At 44.8% G+C, this 17,527-nt stretch carries 19 protein-coding genes and 2 pseudogenes; 11 read left to right on the top strand and 10 right to left on the bottom strand.

Translation table 11 applies throughout. The annotated features are described in order from the left end of the window. Genes IM792_RS02660 through IM792_RS02650 form a run of 3 tightly spaced genes read right to left on the bottom strand, consistent with a single transcriptional unit; the run spans position 1 to position 1,996 of the window. Entirely contained in the window at positions 1-546 is a 546-nt protein-coding gene (locus IM792_RS02660) for a YceI family protein (RefSeq protein WP_194100118.1), read from the bottom strand. Continuing rightward, positions 539-1,141 carry an intradiol ring-cleavage dioxygenase gene (locus IM792_RS02655; protein ID WP_194100117.1) on the bottom strand — a complete coding sequence of 201 codons (603 nt, stop codon included), beginning with the start codon at positions 1,139-1,141 and terminating at the stop codon, positions 539-541. Before IM792_RS02655 ends, IM792_RS02660 begins: the two co-directional genes overlap by 8 nt. A 9-nt stretch (positions 1,142-1,150) precedes the next feature. After that, a complete protein-coding gene (locus IM792_RS02650) occupies positions 1,151-1,996 on the bottom strand; it encodes a LytTR family DNA-binding domain-containing protein (RefSeq protein WP_194100116.1) in 846 nt (281 codons plus the stop codon). Positions 1,997-2,633: 637 nt separating this feature from the next. On the opposite strand from IM792_RS02650, the gene IM792_RS02645 reads away from it, so the two are divergent. Then, entirely contained in the window at positions 2,634-3,230 is a 597-nt protein-coding gene (locus IM792_RS02645; protein WP_194100115.1) for a Crp/Fnr family transcriptional regulator, read from the top strand. Positions 3,231-3,279: 49 nt separating this feature from the next. Here the strand turns inward: IM792_RS02645 and IM792_RS02640 are convergent, their stop codons facing one another. Continuing rightward, complete coding sequence (locus IM792_RS02640) at positions 3,280-4,707, bottom strand: amidase (protein WP_194100114.1); 1,428 nt, start codon at positions 4,705-4,707, stop codon at positions 3,280-3,282. Positions 4,708-4,985: 278 nt separating this feature from the next. On the opposite strand from IM792_RS02640, the gene IM792_RS02635 reads away from it, so the two are divergent. The 6 genes and pseudogenes from IM792_RS02635 (at position 4,986) to IM792_RS21230 (ending at position 9,236) form a co-directional block, all read left to right on the top strand. Then, positions 4,986-5,849, top strand: coding sequence for a helix-turn-helix domain-containing protein (locus IM792_RS02635; RefSeq protein WP_194100113.1), 864 nt, complete (start codon positions 4,986-4,988; stop codon positions 5,847-5,849). A gap of 83 nt (positions 5,850-5,932) precedes the next feature. Then, a complete protein-coding gene (locus IM792_RS02630) occupies positions 5,933-6,793 on the top strand; it encodes an NAD(P)-dependent oxidoreductase (RefSeq protein WP_194100112.1) in 861 nt (286 codons plus the stop codon). 290 nt (positions 6,794-7,083) lie between these two features. After that, positions 7,084-7,347: a nuclear transport factor 2 family protein gene (locus IM792_RS02625; RefSeq protein WP_194100784.1), complete on the top strand. Its 264-nt coding sequence runs from the start codon at positions 7,084-7,086 to the stop codon at positions 7,345-7,347. A 50-nt stretch (positions 7,348-7,397) separates the two neighbouring features. After that, positions 7,398-7,844: a hypothetical protein gene (locus IM792_RS02620; protein WP_194100111.1), complete on the top strand. Its 447-nt coding sequence runs from the start codon at positions 7,398-7,400 to the stop codon at positions 7,842-7,844. A gap of 114 nt (positions 7,845-7,958) precedes the next feature. Next, positions 7,959-8,525 (top strand): annotated as a pseudogene (locus IM792_RS21235) (RagB/SusD family nutrient uptake outer membrane protein); the annotation flags it as partial. 15 nt (positions 8,526-8,540) lie between these two features. Next, on the top strand, positions 8,541-9,236 hold the full coding sequence (locus IM792_RS21230; protein ID WP_347343796.1) for a RagB/SusD family nutrient uptake outer membrane protein: 696 nt from the start codon (positions 8,541-8,543) through the stop codon (positions 9,234-9,236). A 320-nt stretch (positions 9,237-9,556) separates the two neighbouring features. On the opposite strand, the gene IM792_RS02605 is transcribed toward IM792_RS21230, so the two are convergent. The 3 genes from IM792_RS02605 to IM792_RS02595 all read right to left on the bottom strand — a co-directional run bounded on the left by IM792_RS02605 (position 9,557) and on the right by IM792_RS02595 (position 12,171). Then, positions 9,557-10,297 carry an SDR family oxidoreductase gene (locus tag IM792_RS02605; protein ID WP_194100108.1) on the bottom strand — a complete coding sequence of 247 codons (741 nt, stop codon included), beginning with the start codon at positions 10,295-10,297 and terminating at the stop codon, positions 9,557-9,559. 33 nt (positions 10,298-10,330) lie between these two features. Next, complete coding sequence (locus IM792_RS02600; protein ID WP_194100107.1) at positions 10,331-11,080, bottom strand: SDR family oxidoreductase; 750 nt, start codon at positions 11,078-11,080, stop codon at positions 10,331-10,333. A gap of 197 nt (positions 11,081-11,277) precedes the next feature. Continuing rightward, positions 11,278-12,171, bottom strand: a complete 894-nt coding sequence (locus tag IM792_RS02595) for a response regulator transcription factor (protein WP_194100106.1) — start codon at positions 12,169-12,171, stop codon at positions 11,278-11,280. 329 nt (positions 12,172-12,500) lie between these two features. Here IM792_RS02595 and IM792_RS02590 point away from each other — a divergent pair, with 329 nt between their 5' ends. The 4 genes from IM792_RS02590 (at position 12,501) to IM792_RS02575 (ending at position 15,439) form a co-directional block, all read left to right on the top strand. After that, positions 12,501-13,316: an AraC family transcriptional regulator gene (locus IM792_RS02590; protein ID WP_228084902.1), complete on the top strand. Its 816-nt coding sequence runs from the start codon at positions 12,501-12,503 to the stop codon at positions 13,314-13,316. Between the two features lie 93 nt (positions 13,317-13,409). Continuing rightward, positions 13,410-13,901 (top strand): DinB family protein, encoded by a 492-nt coding sequence (locus IM792_RS02585; protein ID WP_194100104.1) that lies wholly within the window; start codon positions 13,410-13,412, stop codon positions 13,899-13,901. A 132-nt stretch (positions 13,902-14,033) separates the two neighbouring features. Beyond that, entirely contained in the window at positions 14,034-14,933 is a 900-nt protein-coding gene (locus IM792_RS02580; protein WP_194100103.1) for a helix-turn-helix domain-containing protein, read from the top strand. An 83-nt stretch (positions 14,934-15,016) separates the two neighbouring features. Beyond that, positions 15,017-15,439 carry a nuclear transport factor 2 family protein gene (locus IM792_RS02575; protein WP_194100102.1) on the top strand — a complete coding sequence of 141 codons (423 nt, stop codon included), beginning with the start codon at positions 15,017-15,019 and terminating at the stop codon, positions 15,437-15,439. Between the two features lie 145 nt (positions 15,440-15,584). Here IM792_RS02575 and IM792_RS02570 read toward each other — a convergent pair whose 3' ends face one another. From IM792_RS02570 to IM792_RS02560, 3 genes and pseudogenes are all read right to left on the bottom strand, one after another. Beyond that, positions 15,585-16,052 carry a nuclear transport factor 2 family protein gene (locus IM792_RS02570; protein ID WP_194100101.1) on the bottom strand — a complete coding sequence of 156 codons (468 nt, stop codon included), beginning with the start codon at positions 16,050-16,052 and terminating at the stop codon, positions 15,585-15,587. Between the two features lie 72 nt (positions 16,053-16,124). Next, a pseudogene (locus tag IM792_RS02565) lies at positions 16,125-16,367 on the bottom strand (Atu4866 domain-containing protein). Positions 16,368-16,412: 45 nt separating this feature from the next. After that, a complete protein-coding gene (locus IM792_RS02560; RefSeq protein ID WP_194100100.1) occupies positions 16,413-17,312 on the bottom strand; it encodes an SDR family NAD(P)-dependent oxidoreductase in 900 nt (299 codons plus the stop codon). Positions 17,313-17,527 lie beyond the last annotated feature (215 nt).

The following is a 17,527-nucleotide window of genomic DNA, read 5'->3' as shown; positions in this document are numbered from 1 at the left end:
TTATTTGTTGAGCGTGATATACACGTTCAACTGGATGAGATCATCGACGAGTTTCTTTTCCAGCCAGCTGGCGTTCTTTCCGATACCGAAGTCTTTACGGCTAATGTTGAAAGTGGCTTCCCACTGGCCATTGGTTTGGCGATAGAAAAAGCTGATGGATTTGGTGATATTCCTTATCGTAAGGTTGCCGCTGATCTGCTGTCCTTTTACTTTGGTAATGACGAAGCTGGCCATTGGATACGTGGCGGTCTCCAATTCTTCATGCAGGTGTTTGGTCAGGGCGTTGAGGGGTACGGTCTCGTGTGCCGGGATATCGGTGACTTGCAGGCTGCGCATATCGATCACAAAGTGACTGCCTGTCAGGTGGTCTTGCCTGGTGTCGAGTTTGATAGATTTAAATTTGAGTATGCCTTCGTGTGAGCCGATACCGCGGAGTTTGGTGCCTTTCCAATAGACGACTGAGCCATTGGTCTTAGTCTGAGCGGCGATTTGCGTATTGGTACGGATCTGCAAGCACAAAGCGAGCAGGATGAATAGTTTAGTCATAGTCGGGGATATTTAAGCCTAGGATAATGTCTCGGTTGACGGTGTTGTTGGTTATGAGCAGGGTGTCCTCTCCCCCATACAGCTTACGATTTTTGAGTTTGTAGAGTAATGCATCACCTTTAAAATGCCACTCCTCGATGTAGTAATATTTGCCGTTAGGTTCGAATATTGTGGCATGGATATGAGCGGGTTCGCTCCTTGATGGATACGTACCGGGTTTGAGCGTGTAGAAAATATAGCGCCCGCTCCTGTCGGTCTTGATCCAGCCACGCAGTTCACCATGGCGTCTGGCCCAGCCGGTGGCATTGGCTGTTCTGGCGTAAAGTCCGGCCTGGTTGGTGTGGTAGATGTAGAGGATGACGTTGGTGGCGGGTGTCTTGCCGTCACTTTGGTAGATGGTACCGGTTAGTTTGAGTTTAGGGCCGGGGCGGTCGTAGTCGGGTAAGGTGTCGATGGGGTTTAGCTGTTTGTTACCGTATTCAAATACGGCTTCACAGCCTTCACAGGGTCCTCCTTTGAGTTGGTGTTGGGCTTTGAGCGTTTGGGTGGCGAGTCCGAGTGTTAGAATAATGAATATAGTTCGTAGTGATCTCATGCCGCAAACCTAAAGCGTTTCAAGGCGAGTTTGAGCCGGTATCGTGTGCGGATTGGCTGAGTGGAGGACTTTAGTGGCCCAGTCGTTGACGGAAGTTTTGCTGTAGCTGCGGCTGATGCGGAGCATGGTGCCGTTTTTCAGTTTAAGGTCGTAATCGCCGTTTAGGCGGGAGGTATAGCTTTCGACTTCTTGTAAATTAACAATAGTGGAGCGGTGTATGCGGACGAACTTTTCGGGATCAAGCTGGGTCTGGATGGCTTGCAGGGAAGAACTGATGAGGTGTTTTTTGCTTTGGTTATGTACGGCAATGTAAGGATCATCGGCTATAATGAAATTGATATCTTTTACATCTAGAGTAATATTTTGCTTGCCGGTCTGAAAGGTCATTCTTTCTGGATATTCCGTTGTCACATTAATTGTCTTCGCATTTACCGGGTAGGTCGTTTTCAAAAAGCGGAATGCCAGAGCCAGGCTTATATAGACCGCCAGGTATTTGTAAGTATCTTCAGCCAGCGCGTGTTTGATCAGTTCGATCAATCCATAGGTATGCGTAAATGTGGTATACGAGATGAGAAAGACGATGGCCGCGTAGGTGAAGACATGCATCATTGCCGCGACGAGGGGCATAAGCCACCAATGGAGTTGGATGCGTTTCGTTTGGGTGACCAGCGGGATACCGATGATAAAGGGCAGCCAAAAGGCTTTGAATAAGAGTGATTCGGATAGGTAAAAGCCCTGGTTAAGCAGGCGGGCCTGGATGTAATCCTGGATAATACCGGCCGCGATAAGGATGACAATCGACCAAATAATAATGGATCGCCAACGTGCTTTGGGTATTGGCCAGCTCAGCTGCATGCTGCAAATTAAGTTTTTTTCGATAAATTTAGAAGTAATAGCTTGCGAGAGGCTGGATTGTGCGGGACAGCTGGTTCACCTGCGCTATGCGCGCTATCGCGCACGTCGCTGCGATTCACCCGCTTTTCCCCGCAGGAGCAACCGCCGCGGTTTTGGTTGCGCTTCGCCAGCGCAGGAGGCTAGCGCCTACCTTGCGCTGACCAAAATCATGGCCGTTGCGTGCAATCTTAATTGAAACGGACTTCGTCGATGAGGTTGATTAGGAATACGATATTGCCATCAATATGGTACCCGCGATCAAAACACATTTTATAGGTACGTTGTCCCGTTGTGTATTCGCTGGTAAAATATCTCAGGTTAAGACCGTAATTGAAATGCCAAAATACCTATGATTATCTACCTATTGCATTGATTTATTGTTCGTTATACAAATAAATTATCTTTATTCGACACCTAAACGGCTACCTTAATATAAAAGCAAATTGTAGCAAACTGAAAATCAAGATGGTACAAGCTGAATTTCAAAGCTGACCAGGCGCATACGGTATGATCAACAGCATGAACCGTCAGCATTGGTAAAGAATCTAAGTTCATTAATGATTACCTGTGATGCAACCTATTGTTTATTTTTGAACATATGTTCGAGGTCTTCGAGAAATATCTGCGTGAATTTGCTGACATCTCCGACGAGGAAATAGATCAGATCAAAAAGGTTGCGCAGATAAAAAATATCCGCAAATGGCAATCAGTACTTCACGATGGTGAGGTTTGGAGATCCATGTGCTTTATTGCAAGCGGATGTTGCAGGCTCTATCGTTACGACAAAAATGGCACCGACCATACGGTACGTTTTGGTGTGGAGCACTGGTGGATGACCGATCCGGAAAGTTATAATCACGGCACACCCTCTGAATATAATATTGAAGCTTTATCAGCCAGCACGGTGATCGTATGGAATAAAGAAGACTGGGAGAAGTTATTGACCGCAATCCCGCCATTTAAACTGTTTTATGACCGCCTGAACGCGAAAGCATTTGAAACAAGTCAGCAAAGGATATTTTCGCTGATCAGCAGTCCTGCCGAAGAACGCTACCTAGAATTTCAAAAAACGTATCCAAAAGTTTTCAATAAAGTTCCGTTACACATGGTAGCATCCTATTTGGGTATTTCCAGGGAAACACTCAGCAGGATCAGAAAGGATTTTGTTAAGCGAACAAAAAATCCTTCGGTTTGACCCGAAGGGTTTTGATATTAAAAGAACACTGCGCAGCGTTATAAGCACATTATAAACTCGGATGCAGATCACGAACTGTACTGACGCTTTCCAACAATGAAGCAATGTGAAGGATCGTTGATTCTGCTAACCAGCTTCCCACGATCTGTATATTGATGGGTAATCCTGCTTTACTTGTTCCGAAACGCATGGAAATGCCGGGCAAACCAGTAACATTTAGCGGAACGGTAGCGCCTTGTAAGTAGGTTGCATCTACCGTTTGACCATCGATCACGAATTCAGACTCGCCATGTTTGTGAGCCGGTATCGGCAAAACATGGGTTATCAAAGCATCATAGCGTTGAAAATATTCTGCGTAACCATCCCTGATTCGTTCTGCCGCCTGTTCAGCATCGATATAATCATCCATGTTGGTAACTGGCAATGATAACATCGTTTTGGCCATTTTATAAATTTCACTATCGCTGCGACCGGCAGTGGCCTGGCGGAAAGCGGGTTTCATTTCCATCACGTGCAAGCGATTAAAAACGTCCAAAGCGAAGTCTTTTTCCAAAGCCGGTATACCAACGGCCTCTACAAAAATACCAAGATCTTGTAACGCTTTTGCAGCAGCCCTTACCGTGGCCGTAACTTCTGCATCTACAGGTCCAAATCCAGGCCCCACCATCCAGCCGATACGTAATGGGCGATACGGGAACTGCGCTATACCAATGTTGTAGTTCGCGTTGGTGGAAGAAAGGGCATCATGACCATCCGGCCCAGCTAATTGTGAAAAGGCTAATCCGAGATCGCGAATACTTCTTGCCATCGGACCAACGTGCCAAAAACGGCGAGGCGCCCTTGGCCAGATCCCGGTCATCGGGATACGGCCAAGGGTCGCCTTCAGCGAGACGATACCTGTTTGTGCAGCCGGGCCACGAACCGAGATCGCGAGGTCTGTTCCCAAACCTATCGGTGACATGCCTGCTGCTATTGCGGCTGACTCACCACCACTGGAGCCGCCAGGTGTACGTAACAGATCCCAGGGATTGTTTGATCTTCCCGATAAAAGGTTATCACTTTCGATCCAATAAGAAAATTCGGGCAAATTCGTTTTTGCTAATAATATACCTCCTGCCTTTTTCATACGCGCCACACTTGTGGCGTCTTCTTGAGGAATACGACCTTTAAAGATAGGTGAACCTCGCTGTGTAAGGGTGTTTGCTGTGTCAATGGAATCTTTAACGGTAAAGGGTACGCCATGCAAAGGGCCTAATTCATCTCCGCGCATTACTGCTGCTTCCGCTCTTTTGGCTTCATCAATTGCTGTATTCGCGATGGAAACGATCGCATTGATCTCCGGGTTTAGTGCTGCGATACGATCAAGGTGTGCTTTCACCACTTCAACGGGAGATATTTCTTTTTTTCGGATTAGTTCAGCCAGGGAACTTGCATCCTGGTAGAATAAAGGGGCATTATTGCCTGATGTCGTTTTCATATATTTAATTATTGATGTTAAATAATGTGCGCTTTCCTTTGAAGTGCATGACACAAAATTGCAGGTAGAGACGTAAGTAAAACGAAGTAGTTTGACGCAATTTGAGAGTGACATTTGTCAATCTTTTACTTCTGCTTGCTGATCTGTTGAATAACCGGAGACCGCATAGCATCGCGATCGAAAGATCTTATAATCGTAAGCTTAAAATCGTTTTGCACGGGTCAGTCGCATCGCCCCGAGGTTAAAAAGCAAAAGATTGATTTTGTTAACTTTGCCGGATGGCAGATCAAGATGCGATTGAAATTCCCGGACTTAACCTGGCCGACCTGAGACTTAAAGGTTTCAAAGTCCATGCTATACCTGCATCAACAGATGTTCCGGTCAGAGCAGGACGGCGTGACTTTTATAAAATGGGTTTGGTCGACGGCGACATGACCATCAATTATGGTGGCGAACTCCTGGACATCAAGGGAACCGTTCTCTTTTTCGTTAATCCAAGGGTTCCGCATGCTCTTGTTCGCCGTATCAACCGCACCAGAGGTTACGCCTGCATTTTTACCGAAAGCTTTCTCCCCGGACGTGAACTACAGGATTCCCCGCTTTTCCGGACCGGCGATAACCCTGTAGTACCATTGAATGCCGACCAAGCCGGGTTTATGACCGCGCTGTTTGAGAAAATGCTGGCTGTTTACGAGGGGGACTATTTACATAAGGGCGACCTCATCAAAAACTGCATTTCACTTATTATCCACGAGGCCCTGCGAATACAACCCGCACAGCATACTTTTGCATTTAAAAACGGAGCAAGCCGCATCGCGCATCTGTTCAGCGATCTGCTCGAAAGGCAATTCCCCATAGAGCGAAGTACCGAACCGCTTCGATTACGCAGCCCGCAGGACTATGCCAGCCACCTTACGTTACACGTTAATTACCTGAACCGGTCCGTCAGAGAAACAACAGGAAGATCCACCTCAGCGCATATAACAGCGCGGATAATTGCCGAAGCTAAAGCGCTTTTGCAGCATAGTGACTGGAGCGTTGCAGAGATCGCTTATGCCCTCGGTTTTGATTACCCGGCCTACTTTAACAATTATTTCAAGCGGCTGACCGGCAGCACGCCCAACTCCTTCAGGAAGGTTTGAAAATCATAATTATCGGTTTGATATTGATTGGTCTTACTCACATTTCCGCCGCAACTTTGCACTGTAACATTTAATCATCCATAATGAAAATTTTAGTAACAGGAGCAACAGGAAAAGTAGGCAGTCGCTTTGTGCCGCGCTTATTAGCCAAAGGCTATGACGTTTCAATATTGGTAAGGGATAGATCAAAAGCAGCTGAGCTGATCGGGCTGGGTGCTAAAGCTATTACCGGCGATCTGTTTGAACCATCCACTTTACCACCAGCTGTGGCGGGCATGGATGCCGTGATCCACCTGGCGGCACTTTTCCGGACATTTACCGACAACGAAGGCATTGTCAAAACAAATCGGGAAGGTAGTATTGCGTTAGCCCAAACCGCACGGGAAGCCGGTGTTAAGCGCTTTGTTTTTACCAGTACTTCCAACGTTTATGGTTCAGGCTACGGCAGACCTGCAAGAGAAGATGAGGAAGTAGATATTAACGATCCCCGTGCTTATGCTTCCAGCAAGATCGCGGCGGAAAGAGAACTGATCGGCATGCAGAAGAACCTTGGATTCGACGTACGTGTCCTGCGACTTGGTTTCGTGTATGGCGACAAAGATCCGCACATCGCTGAGATCATTCCCTATATCAAAAAACTTAATATGCGGGCTGGTTCACGCATGCACATGGTACATCACCTCGATGTTGCGCAGGCACTGATCCTGCTGCTTACCACTGAAGGGTTGGATGGGGAGATATTCAACGTCGCCGACGACGCCCCGATCACGCTGTATGAATTGGCTGATTCTGTCGGGAAAGCAGAAGAAACATTTGACGAAGCGGAAGATCTGCTCAATGACCCTTTCCAGGGAGTACAGGATATTTCGAAACTACGTAGTAAGACCGGTTTTCGTCCGTTGGTGCCAAGCTATCAAGTCGCCCGCGATCTTAATATTTTGTAGCTAAATACTAATCCGTTTAGGTTTGTTGAGAGTTTAGCCGCTTGCGGTGGCATGGGCAATTGGCTGTTTAGAATAAACAGTTTGCTACTTCATTTTTAACCTGTTACCATGTATTAGGATCACAGGTAAGATCAATCGCTGATCTAAAATAATCCTGAAATGAGAGCGGCAGCCGACGAATGTTGGCGGCCGCTTTTTATTAGCAGGCTCAATTTGGCAATGCAATACCGCAATACGGCAAAATAGAAAATTGATTTGATACAGACCTTTGATCCTAATAACAAATCTGAATATCATGGCAAACGAAGATAAAAGACGTCAGTCAACTAGCATTAAGAATCTACAAGGCATTTGCTCATAATGACCTGGATAAATGGGATGAATTTATCCATCCTGAAGTAAAATTGAACAGCCCGGCGGGTCGCGACATCACCGGCCTTGATGCGCTTAAATCTTTCGGTGCTGCTTTCCATGCGGCCTTCCGTCCGAACATCGACCTGATCGATCACTATGTAGCGGGAGATCGCGGTTTACTTACGGTGAACCTGCAGTGATCTATCATGGTGCTGCAAGACCGACCTGGTTCGGTGCCTAGCGTAATACAGTGCGCTGGAAACAGCTGACGCTATCGGCATCGGTAAGCTACCGGCTCGGCTATTATTTCCGCCTGAACTCGATCGTCTACGGCAACAACATGGGACTGACCAATGGTCATGGTGACTACGCGCGCAGCTGGCAAACGCCAGGTGACGAAACAGGAACAAATGTTCCTTCGACCCCGCAAAACCGCAACAACAACCGGGACCTGTTCTATACATACTCCTCTGCACTGGTCGAAAAAGCCGACCACATCCGTTTGCAGGATGCACGGTTATCCTGGCAGCCCGGCGCAAACCTGACCAAAGGCTGGGCCCGAAACGCCGAAGTATTCCTTTACGCCAACAATATCGGTCTGATCTGGAAGGAAACCAAAGTAGATATCGACCCGGACTGGGCATATCAAACACCACCGCTGACCTTGTCGGCCGGTATCAATTTAACTTTTAAATAAGGAAAAGATGAAGAATATTGTTTACTACATTCCGCCTCGTGTTGTGCTGATTCTGATGATCGCGCTTGGACTGACCTCGTGTCAAAAAGAATTTTTAGATAAAAACCTGATAAATCGCTGTTGGTACCGACCACGCTGAGTGACTATCAGGCAATACTGGATAACAGCAATACGATGAATTATGCCCCGGGCATGAATATAATTGCCTCCGATGATCTGGACAATACTGCCGATGGCCTGGAACAAGTTGAACTTCCTCTTGAAAAGAACGCTTACCTACGGGCGGCAGATGTTTATGAAGGTGTTGCAGTGACACCGGATTGGGATACGCCTTATCAGCAAATATTCTATTCAAATATTGTACTGGATGGACTAAAGGATCTGAATGACGAAAGCAATCAGGCCAGGCAGCTTCGCGGGAGCGCGTTGTTTTACCGAAGCTATGCGCTATATTAGTTGCTCCAACTATTTGCCAAATCATACAATCCGCAGACGGCAGCGAGCGACCCCGGTGTACCGATGCCATTATCTTCAAACGTGAGCAACCGCCCTGGACGTGGTACTGTCGATAAAATATACGGGCAACTCACGGAAGATCTTAGCACGGCCATTGATCTGTTGCCGATCAGCGCCGGGCTTCCGACCCGCCCGAGCCGCACGGCGGGATATGCCTTACTTGCGAAAGTTTATCTCAATATGCAGCAATATGCAGAAGCAGCAAGTATAGCTGATAAATGCCTTGAGATCAATAATAAGTTATTGGATTATAACACACTTGATCCTTCATCCGGTGCGCCGATGCCTGCAGGCATTCAGAATAAGAATCCGGAAATCATCTTTTATACGACAAGTCTTTATGGTTTTTACTACTTGCCCAGCACTGAGATCGCAACTGAACTCGTTAACGGGTATGAACCCAACGATCTTAGAAGAAATGTCTTTCTTGAATCAAATGGTACAGGTTACAATTTTAAAGGAAGTTATACCGGAGACCTTTTCTCTTACGGCCTTTTTGCCGGAATCGCGACGGATGAGATCTATCTGATACGCGCGGAAGCGAATATTCGTTCGCAAAAAATCCCTGAGGCACTAAGAGATCTTAATTTGTTACTATTCAATCGTTACAAATCCGGAACCTTTGTACCTATATCAGGCACTAACCCAGAACCTGTTCTCAGGAAAATCTTAACGGAGCGACGAAAAGAGCTTGTGGCGCGCGGCATACGATGGTCTGATCTCCGGCGATTAAATCAGGATAGCAGGTTCGCGGTGACACTCAAGAGGAATATTGGCGGGACTGAGTATACGCTCGCACCTAATTCTCTGCGGTATCTTTTTCCAATACCCGACAACGAGATCAATTCAAGCGGCATCGCACAAAATCCGAGATAAACAAAGAAGGCCTCATTTAAAAGTGAGGCGTTCCTGATTCAGTTATTAATATCAATTTTTTTGTGCTTAAAACCGATGTATCATTGCTGATCAGATCATTAAAAGAGTCACCTACGAGCAAAAGGCATCAGACCAGGGCACACCCAGCATTGTCTTACATAATATTTATACTTCGCAACAGTGAATGATCCACTTTTTAAACTATTGCGGTGCAGCACCATTTACCGGAAAATGCTGATTATCAGCTAAACAAGAAAGATCACTAAGTAAATTGATCGACGTTAGCTAAAACCGTTACATTAAAAGTGTACTCATTTCTGCTAAGCCATGCCACCATTAACACCAATGTTTTGCGCGTTGATCCACTTTGCCTGATCACTTGCCAGGAATAATACCATCTCGGCAATATCATCGGGCTCACCTATACGGTTGAACGGTGACAAAGAAGCCAAACGGTTTATCACCTCCTGCGGCTTTCCATTGGTAAACAATTCGGTATTGGTTGGGCCGGGGGATACCGAATTGACATTGATCCCACGGCCGCCCACTTCCTTAGAAAATACCCGGGTCAATTGTTCCACAGCCGCTTTAGTGGCTACATAGGTTGCATAACCTGGCAGCATGATGCGATTGACCGATGTGGAAAAATTGATGATACTGCCATTGTCTGCCAATTTTGTAGCGGCCTCTCTTAATGTATTGAAAACACCCTTCACGTTAATATTGAATTGTCGATCAAAATCTTCATCCGTGGTATCCCTGATCGATTTGGTGATCATGATCCCCGCGTTGTTTACCAATACGTCAACACGCCCGTAATGTGCGATGGCCTGATCGAAAAGATTTTTAACATCTTCGGCTTTACTTACATCAGCCTGTATTGCGACAGCCTCACCGCCGGCCGTTAATATCTCGCTGACAACTCCGTCTGCTGCTGCTTTACCACCAGCATAGTTAACAATTACTCTGGCCCCGGCATTGGCTAATTTACCAGCAATGGCAGCGCCAATCCCTCTTGAGGCACCTGTTATCAGGATCACTTTATGACTTAAATTCCCCATTTTATTTCCCTTTGATAAGACACAATAATTGATTTAATAAGCCTTTTGAGCCGTCGGCCTGACAACGATCTCATTAACGTCTACATCTGAAGGTTGCTCGATAGCAAAAGCAACAGCCCTTGCAATAGCAGCAGCTGGCAAGAGGTTAATTCGGAAGCGTTCGACCGCCTCTTTTTTAAGGCCGGGATCGGAAATAGTGTTAGCCAGCTCTGACTCCGTGGCGCCGGGTGCAACCAGTGTAACGCGAATATTATTGCTTACTTCCTGACGCAGGCCATCAGAAATGGCACGTACCGCAAACTTAGTTGCACTGTACACCGTGGAAGTTGGGCCAACCCATCTGTCACCTACCGAGGTAATGTTCACAAACTGGCCGCTGTCTTTCGCCTCAAATATGGGCAACGCGGCAGCAATACCGTGCAGTACACCTTTAATATTAACGTCGATCATTTGGTGCCATTCCTTCACCTTGTAACTATTGATCATGGATAATGGCATCAGGCCTGCATTATTGACAAAAACATCAAGGGTGCCAAATTGTGCTACAGCGAATTTGGCAAGCTCCGTTACGTCTTCCGGTTTAGTAACATCAACGGCCATGTAAACGGCCTGCCCGCCATTAGACGTAATAGATTCAACAATTGCTTTTAAATTATCCTCCCGTCTTGCGCCTAAAACAACCTTTACACCCAATTCGGCCAGGTGTTTGGCAATGGCCTCGCCTATACCGCTGCTTGCACCGGTTATGGCAACTACTTTTCCTTCGATCTTGATCTGTTCCATAGATATTGGTTTTTGATGATATTCAAAATTAGTTCGTTTTTCGAGGTTCAGTACTGCGAATAAAAAACCAAAAACTGCAAAAATCAAACAGTTACCGATTTTGTTTCACCCAAAAGGTCACATCCGCCCCATAAGGTCATAGTGGATCTGACCTGTAAAATAACTGGCGATAGCTATCAGAATATTGCTGAAAGTGATTAGCAGTGCTTGCTCCTGAAATTTTTGGGCGTTAGCTCCTCATTCTTCTTAAAAAAATTAATAAAATGCGGAAGCTCTTCAAAGCCGAGGCACCAACTTATCTCTGAAATGTTCCAGTCCGTATGTTGCAACAAAATTCGTGCTTCCTGCATTACCCTGGCTGCGATCATTTGTGAAGTTGTTTTACCGGTTACCTTCTTTACTGACCTGTTCAGGTGATTGATGTGCACAGATAAATGATCTGCATATGCTGCCGGAAACTTTAAACGGATTCGCTGACCACGTGATTCGATCGGGAATTGTCTTTCAAGTAATTCGGTGAACAAAGTAGTTACGCGGATGGCCCCGTTAGATTCCGGGTATGGCTGGCTTTCCGAGGGCTGCATTTTTAATGCTTTGTAAACCAGTTCTAATATCAGGTTGCGGAGCATGTTACTCCTGTAGGCGAAATCTGTTTCCAGTTCCTCTAACATCCTTTGAAAGATAAGGCTTACTTCGTTAGTTTCAGAAACTGATAATTCAAACAGAGTATTATTGCCGGGCTGAAATACAGGATATTCCCTGATCTGGTGGTGATCATCAAAAAAGGCCTCTGTAAATACACAATAAAACCCTGATTGCTCTTTACCCACATGCTCCCAGGAATATGGTACAAAGGGATTTGAAAATAACAAAGCACTTCTCTTTATTTCCAAGTCTTTATCTGCGTAATACAAACGGGTATTTCCGTTAAGTAAACTTACTTTATAGAAACCTTTTCTGTTGTAGGGCTTGCAGTTGACAAAACTGCCCGGCGTGTGGTTAATAGGAAAAACGTTGAACTGTCCCATTGCTCGTTGATCGTAGGTGGGCATCCATAAATCCTTCTTGATAGGTTCGGCTAAAACTTCCATAGTTATCTTGTTTTATGATGATCTTAATAGGATGTTCTAACCGGAGCAACCTATTTTGTGTGTTTACAATTCATGCACATCCCCCCAAGCCTTTTCCATTTCGCTTCTTTATAATTTTTCGTTATTACCTTGTCGATAAGTCCGGCTTTTACATGATACCTGCAAAATGGCATCACTTCACCTTGTAAGAAGTCCGTTTAAGAACAGTTAAGAATATTAAGTGTTTTAATTGAAGAGATTATAATTCCGATTCTGTTTTTTCGGCCTGCGCTTGACTATCTTAAACATCCTAAATTAGCCGTGGATTAAAATGCGTTCAACTTATGAATATGACGAATAAAGTCTCGATCATTAGGTACGATTCAGATAAAAGCAGCAGGAACTCCCAGATCACTTTACAACAAAACCTTTTCAGTTTTTTGCTTGAAGGTGAAAAAGGTATTCAATATGCGGGTACCGGCACAATAATCAAGCCCGACCAATTTTACCTGCTTTCTTGCGGCAACTGCCTGATGAGCGAGAAGATCGCAGCAGCAGGCGATCGTTACAGGAGCATGCTTTTGTTTTTTGACAATGAACTGCTGGCAGATTTTTTCAGCCGTCATCAGATCGTTGCTGCCGTTTCAACTAAAAAAGGGCAAAATGAGCCTTTCCTGGTATTTGGTAAAGATGCGTTCCTGACGAACTTCATAGATTCACTCGGTTTACTGCTGGATTCCGGCAAACCACTGTCTGCGGATATTCAAAAAGTAAAACTGGAGGAACTGTTGCTTTACCTAAGCGCGCGTTATCCCGAAACCATTCAGCAATTGCGCACTTACAGCTATCAAGCTAACAATGATTTGTTGATCCGTGAAATTGTTACGGCCAACATCGACAATACCGTCACCGTAGAGCAGTTAGCATTTCTTTGTCATATGAGCGTTTCTACCTTTAAGCGGCGCTTTGCCGGGATCTATAACAGTTCTCCCAATAAATGGCTGCTTGAAAAGCGAATGCAAAAAGCCGCCGATCTGTTGAAGAACGGAAAGCACCAGGCCAGCGAGATCAATTATGAACTGGGTTACGAAAACTTATCCGGTTTTATCCAGTCTTTTAAGAAGATACATGGTATCACTCCAAAACAATATCAACTTTTAAATTGAACGTTCGCCGATACTTTCTGAACGGAAAGCGATCAACTGCTTAGTTCGCCCGCTCTACCTTTGAATTGTTTAAAAAACATAAAAGTGAAAGACATGAAAGCATATTTTTTAAAGCTGGCAGAATACAATAGCTGGGCAAACGACAGGGCGATAAGCTGGTTAAAACAAATTGATGAGGAGCAGTGGGAACGAAAAACCACCAGTAGCTTCGCCAGCATCAGGGAAACGGCTATACATATTACCAGTGCAGAAAAGATCTGGGCAGACTTTTGGACAAAGGTTCCTGAGCATGTATACTTGTCAGCAGGATTTAACGGCACAAAAGATGAGTTGATCGAGATATGGCAAAAGGCTTCAAAAGATGTTAAAACTCACCTGGAAAATTACCCGGAGGATGAATTTGAGCGTAAGGTAACCTTTGTTTATCCGCGCGGCGGCGAAGGACAGATGGAGTTTTGGCAAACCTTCTCCCATATGATCAATCACTCTACTTACCATCGCGGACAACTGGTTACCTTATTGCGTTCATCGGGCTTCACTGATCTTTCAAACACCGATCTTGCCACATATTACCTTACGATGTAGGCTGCCATATCATGATCAATTCAGACTTAATATTAAGCTGTTGCTTTGGCTACTCTTCATCATACAAGTATTCAAAACAAACAAATATGAGTGCGAACTGATTATTATGATCTATCAAATACTTTAAACCGCATGCCGAAAACAACAGAATCATTAGCGGAATTTTATAAGCAAAAGTTCAACGTTACGGAGGAAAGACTTGTCATGAACGTTGGTCATTTTGACGTTTTTCGTATCGAGGATTGGATAAACAAAGGCTCTTCTACACCCACATACATCCGCCGAGATTTTTATAAAATCATGTTGTTCGAAGGAGAGAATGTATTTCATTATAGTGATAGAAGCATCGCGGTAAGCGGTAAAACGTTATTGTTTTTTAATCCGAAAGTGCCTTACACTTCTGATCCGCTCAGGCCACAAACCAAAGGCTATTTCTGTGTATTTAAAGATGATCTTTTTCAAGACAGCCTCCGTATCGACCTTAACGGTCTTCCTGTTTTTAGTGCAGGAGCGCAGCCTGTATTTCCATTAAATGATAAAGTGTATCTGATCGTCAAAACAGCGTTTGAGAAAATGTTCAGCGAGATCGATTCTGAATACATTTATAAACATGAACTGATCAAAAACTACGTAAGTGAACTGATCTATACGGCAATGAAACTTCAGCCGATGAATGCAACTTTCCAGCATCCCGACGCGTCATCCCGTATTGCCGCAGTGTTCTCTGAACTGCTTGAACGGCAATTTCCGATCGTGAATACAACTCATCGCTTCGAGCTTCGCTCGCCCAATGCAGTCGCAGAACAATTATCAGTACACGTAAATTATCTGAACCGTGCTATCAAGAAAACCACAGGACGAACCACGACCGATCTTATCGCTGAACGGCTGATAACCGAAGCAAAAGCATTACTCAGGCATACCAACTGGAACATATCAGAAATAAGCTATGTGCTGGGTTTTGAAGACCAGGCCCAGTTTAACAACTTCTTTAAAAAAAATACCGGGCTCAATCCATCATCATTCCGGTAGGTTTGAATTTGACAAATTTTGGTTTCATAACCACAAATGGATAAATTAAAGCGATTCTAATTTTGTAATAAATAACTATTATTATGGAAAGGAATATAGCACAGGAAGAATTAAATAAACAAATAGTAAAGGACACATTGGCAAGATCAGCGCAAGACTTTACCATCTTTTTTAAAGATCTTTTTATTGAAGATGTTGAATGGACCATTGCCGGCCATGGGCCTGTTGCAGGAACTTACTACGGAATGCAACAACTGTTTGAAAAAGCGGAAGATGCCTTGTATCAGCGATTAGCAAAACCATTAGCTGTTACAACCATAGGCGTATGGGCAGAAGGAAACGAGGTATTTGCCAGGATAAAGAGCACGAGTGAGGCCATTGATGGCAGACCTTACGGGAATGAATACATGTATATCATGACCATTAAGGACGGCAAGGTCGTCTCCGGGATAGAATGGCTCGACCTTGATGCCTATTACGACATTGTGAACCGCATTCAATTGTAATAATGGTTCACTTGTAATGTAAAAAACTGAGCGGTCGCATTGGTATATATCAACCAAACTGCATTGGATAATTAAGCCTGTCTGGGAATCAACCCGGACAGGCTTATAGTTTGTGATAAAGATCCATAGGATCGTGTGAGCCATTTCATTTTCCTAACAATTGGGACAAGAGATAAGTATCGAGAAAAGCCGTCACACGGATGATCTTATCATCTTTAAAAGTCATCACCCACGAATAGGTATTACTGTAAACTTTGCCATCCTTTGCAGGTGCTTTTCCCTGCCATACCGCAACAACCACATTGTCCTGAGCAATGACCTGCTTTACTTCAGGTACGATCGGGCCGGAAAGTTTAGCGTTGATCTGCTTGACTACTTTTAACAGCTCTTTCTTATTACGGTATGTGCCTGATACCGGGCTTGCCCCGGCAACTATCCAGGTCACATTTTCGTCCAGCAGATCAAATACAGTTCCCTTACCTTTTTTCCAGTTGTCAAACGCGCTTTCTATCTGCTTCTTATTCGATGCAACTAACTTTTCTTCCCGGCATTGGCATCCGGTAATTAACGCCATAAGCATAATGGCAGATAATAGGCCTATGATATTTTTCATCGTAATTGTTTTAAAAGCATAGCATGATGTGGATAGCTAAGGATGTTTGTCCGCTAATTCGGTGTTTATCGGTTATTTTTCGCGATAAAAGATATATCCACCGTGCGACAGTGTGTTATCGTCAGTAAAATCACCGTCAGCGGTAAAATTGGTATCATCCCAGTATTCTATATGGGTACCACTGATCTCATACCTTCATGTATAAGCACTCTGCCTGTTACCGCGGGCTTCATCGTACCGGCCATTAGGCAACAGTTCCTGCCGGATGTAGCCGTCAGCGGTTACCCACATCCCTATATATTTATGATTTTCCATAAGTTGATCTTATAGCTCCGGGACCTGTCACATCCCGGAAAGTAATTATTTCTTAATTTTTAAAAGGTGACTGTACCCTAATATCTTAAAAGCTCTTTCGGTAAGTGCTTCCCTTACGCCGTTACCGGGTTCTGCCACCCAGTCCGAATAATCTACCGTGGTTCTTAAAGGTCTTTCACCGGCAGGCAGTGCCAATATCTCTGCGATCTTTTCGGCAACGCTTTGTATTGGTGCATCACCAAAACGGAACAGATTCCGCAGGCCGTCTTCGTAATGATCGTAGTCTTTCTGAAGGCGGTCATACGCTTTCAGAACTGTTTCGTCTGCCGGGAACTCTGCAGTGTCAAAATGCGAAGTGTCATCCATATACACACCAGGCATTAATATGGTAGACTCTACCCCAAACTGGCCGATCTCATAAGCTGTGTTCTCGGCCAGTGCATCAAGGGCAGCCTTTCCAAGTACATAAGGAGCCATGAAAGGCGCTGTCACATTGGTAATGCCGCTACCCACGTACAGAATAAGCCCATTTCCTTCCTTACGCATGTAGGGCAAAACAGCCCGGTTCAAACGGTGCGCACCTAATACATTAGTATTGAATGAACTGGCGATCTGTTCCGGTTTAAAAGCTTCTGAGTAACCGATAAAAAGATGAGCGGCATTGTGAATGACAACATCGATGGAGCCCTCCTTATCAATGATGGTTTTTGCTGCCTGTTCACACGAGTCTTCCAAAAGTATGTCCAGATCCACGATCTCCATGCTTTTACCCTGGCTTTCTACAGGCTCAAGGAGCCGTGTGGATTTGTGCGCGTTACGGCCTTGCGGATCTCTGACACCCGCAAATACTTTATAACCCAGTAAGGCTAATGTTTGGGCGGTGTGCAAACCCATTCCTGACCCTGCGCCTGTGATCAGTACAGTTAAATTTTTGTCGTTTTCCATTTTTGTGTTTTTAGGTATTATGAAATCAAAATTAACTGACTTTCAATCCTATAGGCTGCGAATACAAAACCAAAAACTGTAAAAATCAAACATTTTAGCGTGTAGTAACCGGGGGCAAACTGGTGTTATTGGCCTGATTCTACCGGTTATTCAACATCTGCCTGCAACACAAACCATTTCTTGACCAAAGTCAACGTTGCGTTTTTTCTCGTCAG

Source organism: Mucilaginibacter sp. JRF (genome assembly GCF_015223065.1).
Lineage (GTDB): Bacteria > Bacteroidota > Bacteroidia > Sphingobacteriales > Sphingobacteriaceae > Mucilaginibacter.
Note: the sequence above shows the minus strand (reverse complement) of the source record. Positions and strands in the feature narration are given on the sequence as shown.

Excerpts from the sequence above, each read along its gene's own strand:
- IM792_RS02630 (WP_194100112.1), top strand. The coding sequence starts at position 5,933 with ATGAAAATTTTAGTAACAGGAGCAACAGGAAAAGTAGGCAGTCGCTTT.
- IM792_RS02645 (WP_194100115.1), top strand. The coding sequence starts at position 2,634 with ATGTTCGAGGTCTTCGAGAAATATCTGCGTGAATTTGCTGACATCTCC.
- IM792_RS02595 (WP_194100106.1), bottom strand. The coding sequence starts at position 12,171 with ATGGAAGTTTTAGCCGAACCTATCAAGAAGGATTTATGGATGCCCACC.
- IM792_RS02560 (WP_194100100.1), bottom strand. The coding sequence starts at position 17,312 with ATGGAAAACGACAAAAATTTAACTGTACTGATCACAGGCGCAGGGTCA.
- IM792_RS21230 (WP_347343796.1), top strand. The coding sequence starts at position 8,541 with ATGCAGCAATATGCAGAAGCAGCAAGTATAGCTGATAAATGCCTTGAG.
- IM792_RS02585 (WP_194100104.1), top strand. The coding sequence starts at position 13,410 with ATGAAAGCATATTTTTTAAAGCTGGCAGAATACAATAGCTGGGCAAAC.
- IM792_RS02605 (WP_194100108.1), bottom strand. The coding sequence starts at position 10,297 with ATGGGGAATTTAAGTCATAAAGTGATCCTGATAACAGGTGCCTCAAGA.
- IM792_RS02580 (WP_194100103.1), top strand. The coding sequence starts at position 14,034 with ATGCCGAAAACAACAGAATCATTAGCGGAATTTTATAAGCAAAAGTTC.
- IM792_RS02640 (WP_194100114.1), bottom strand. The coding sequence starts at position 4,707 with ATGAAAACGACATCAGGCAATAATGCCCCTTTATTCTACCAGGATGCA.
- IM792_RS02655 (WP_194100117.1), bottom strand. The coding sequence starts at position 1,141 with ATGAGATCACTACGAACTATATTCATTATTCTAACACTCGGACTCGCC.
- IM792_RS02570 (WP_194100101.1), bottom strand. The coding sequence starts at position 16,052 with ATGAAAAATATCATAGGCCTATTATCTGCCATTATGCTTATGGCGTTA.
- IM792_RS02650 (WP_194100116.1), bottom strand. The coding sequence starts at position 1,996 with ATGCAGCTGAGCTGGCCAATACCCAAAGCACGTTGGCGATCCATTATT.
- IM792_RS02635 (WP_194100113.1), top strand. The coding sequence starts at position 4,986 with ATGGCAGATCAAGATGCGATTGAAATTCCCGGACTTAACCTGGCCGAC.
- IM792_RS02590 (WP_228084902.1), top strand. The coding sequence starts at position 12,501 with ATGACGAATAAAGTCTCGATCATTAGGTACGATTCAGATAAAAGCAGC.
- IM792_RS02600 (WP_194100107.1), bottom strand. The coding sequence starts at position 11,080 with ATGGAACAGATCAAGATCGAAGGAAAAGTAGTTGCCATAACCGGTGCA.
- IM792_RS02660 (WP_194100118.1), bottom strand. The coding sequence starts at position 546 with ATGACTAAACTATTCATCCTGCTCGCTTTGTGCTTGCAGATCCGTACC.
- IM792_RS02575 (WP_194100102.1), top strand. The coding sequence starts at position 15,017 with ATGGAAAGGAATATAGCACAGGAAGAATTAAATAAACAAATAGTAAAG.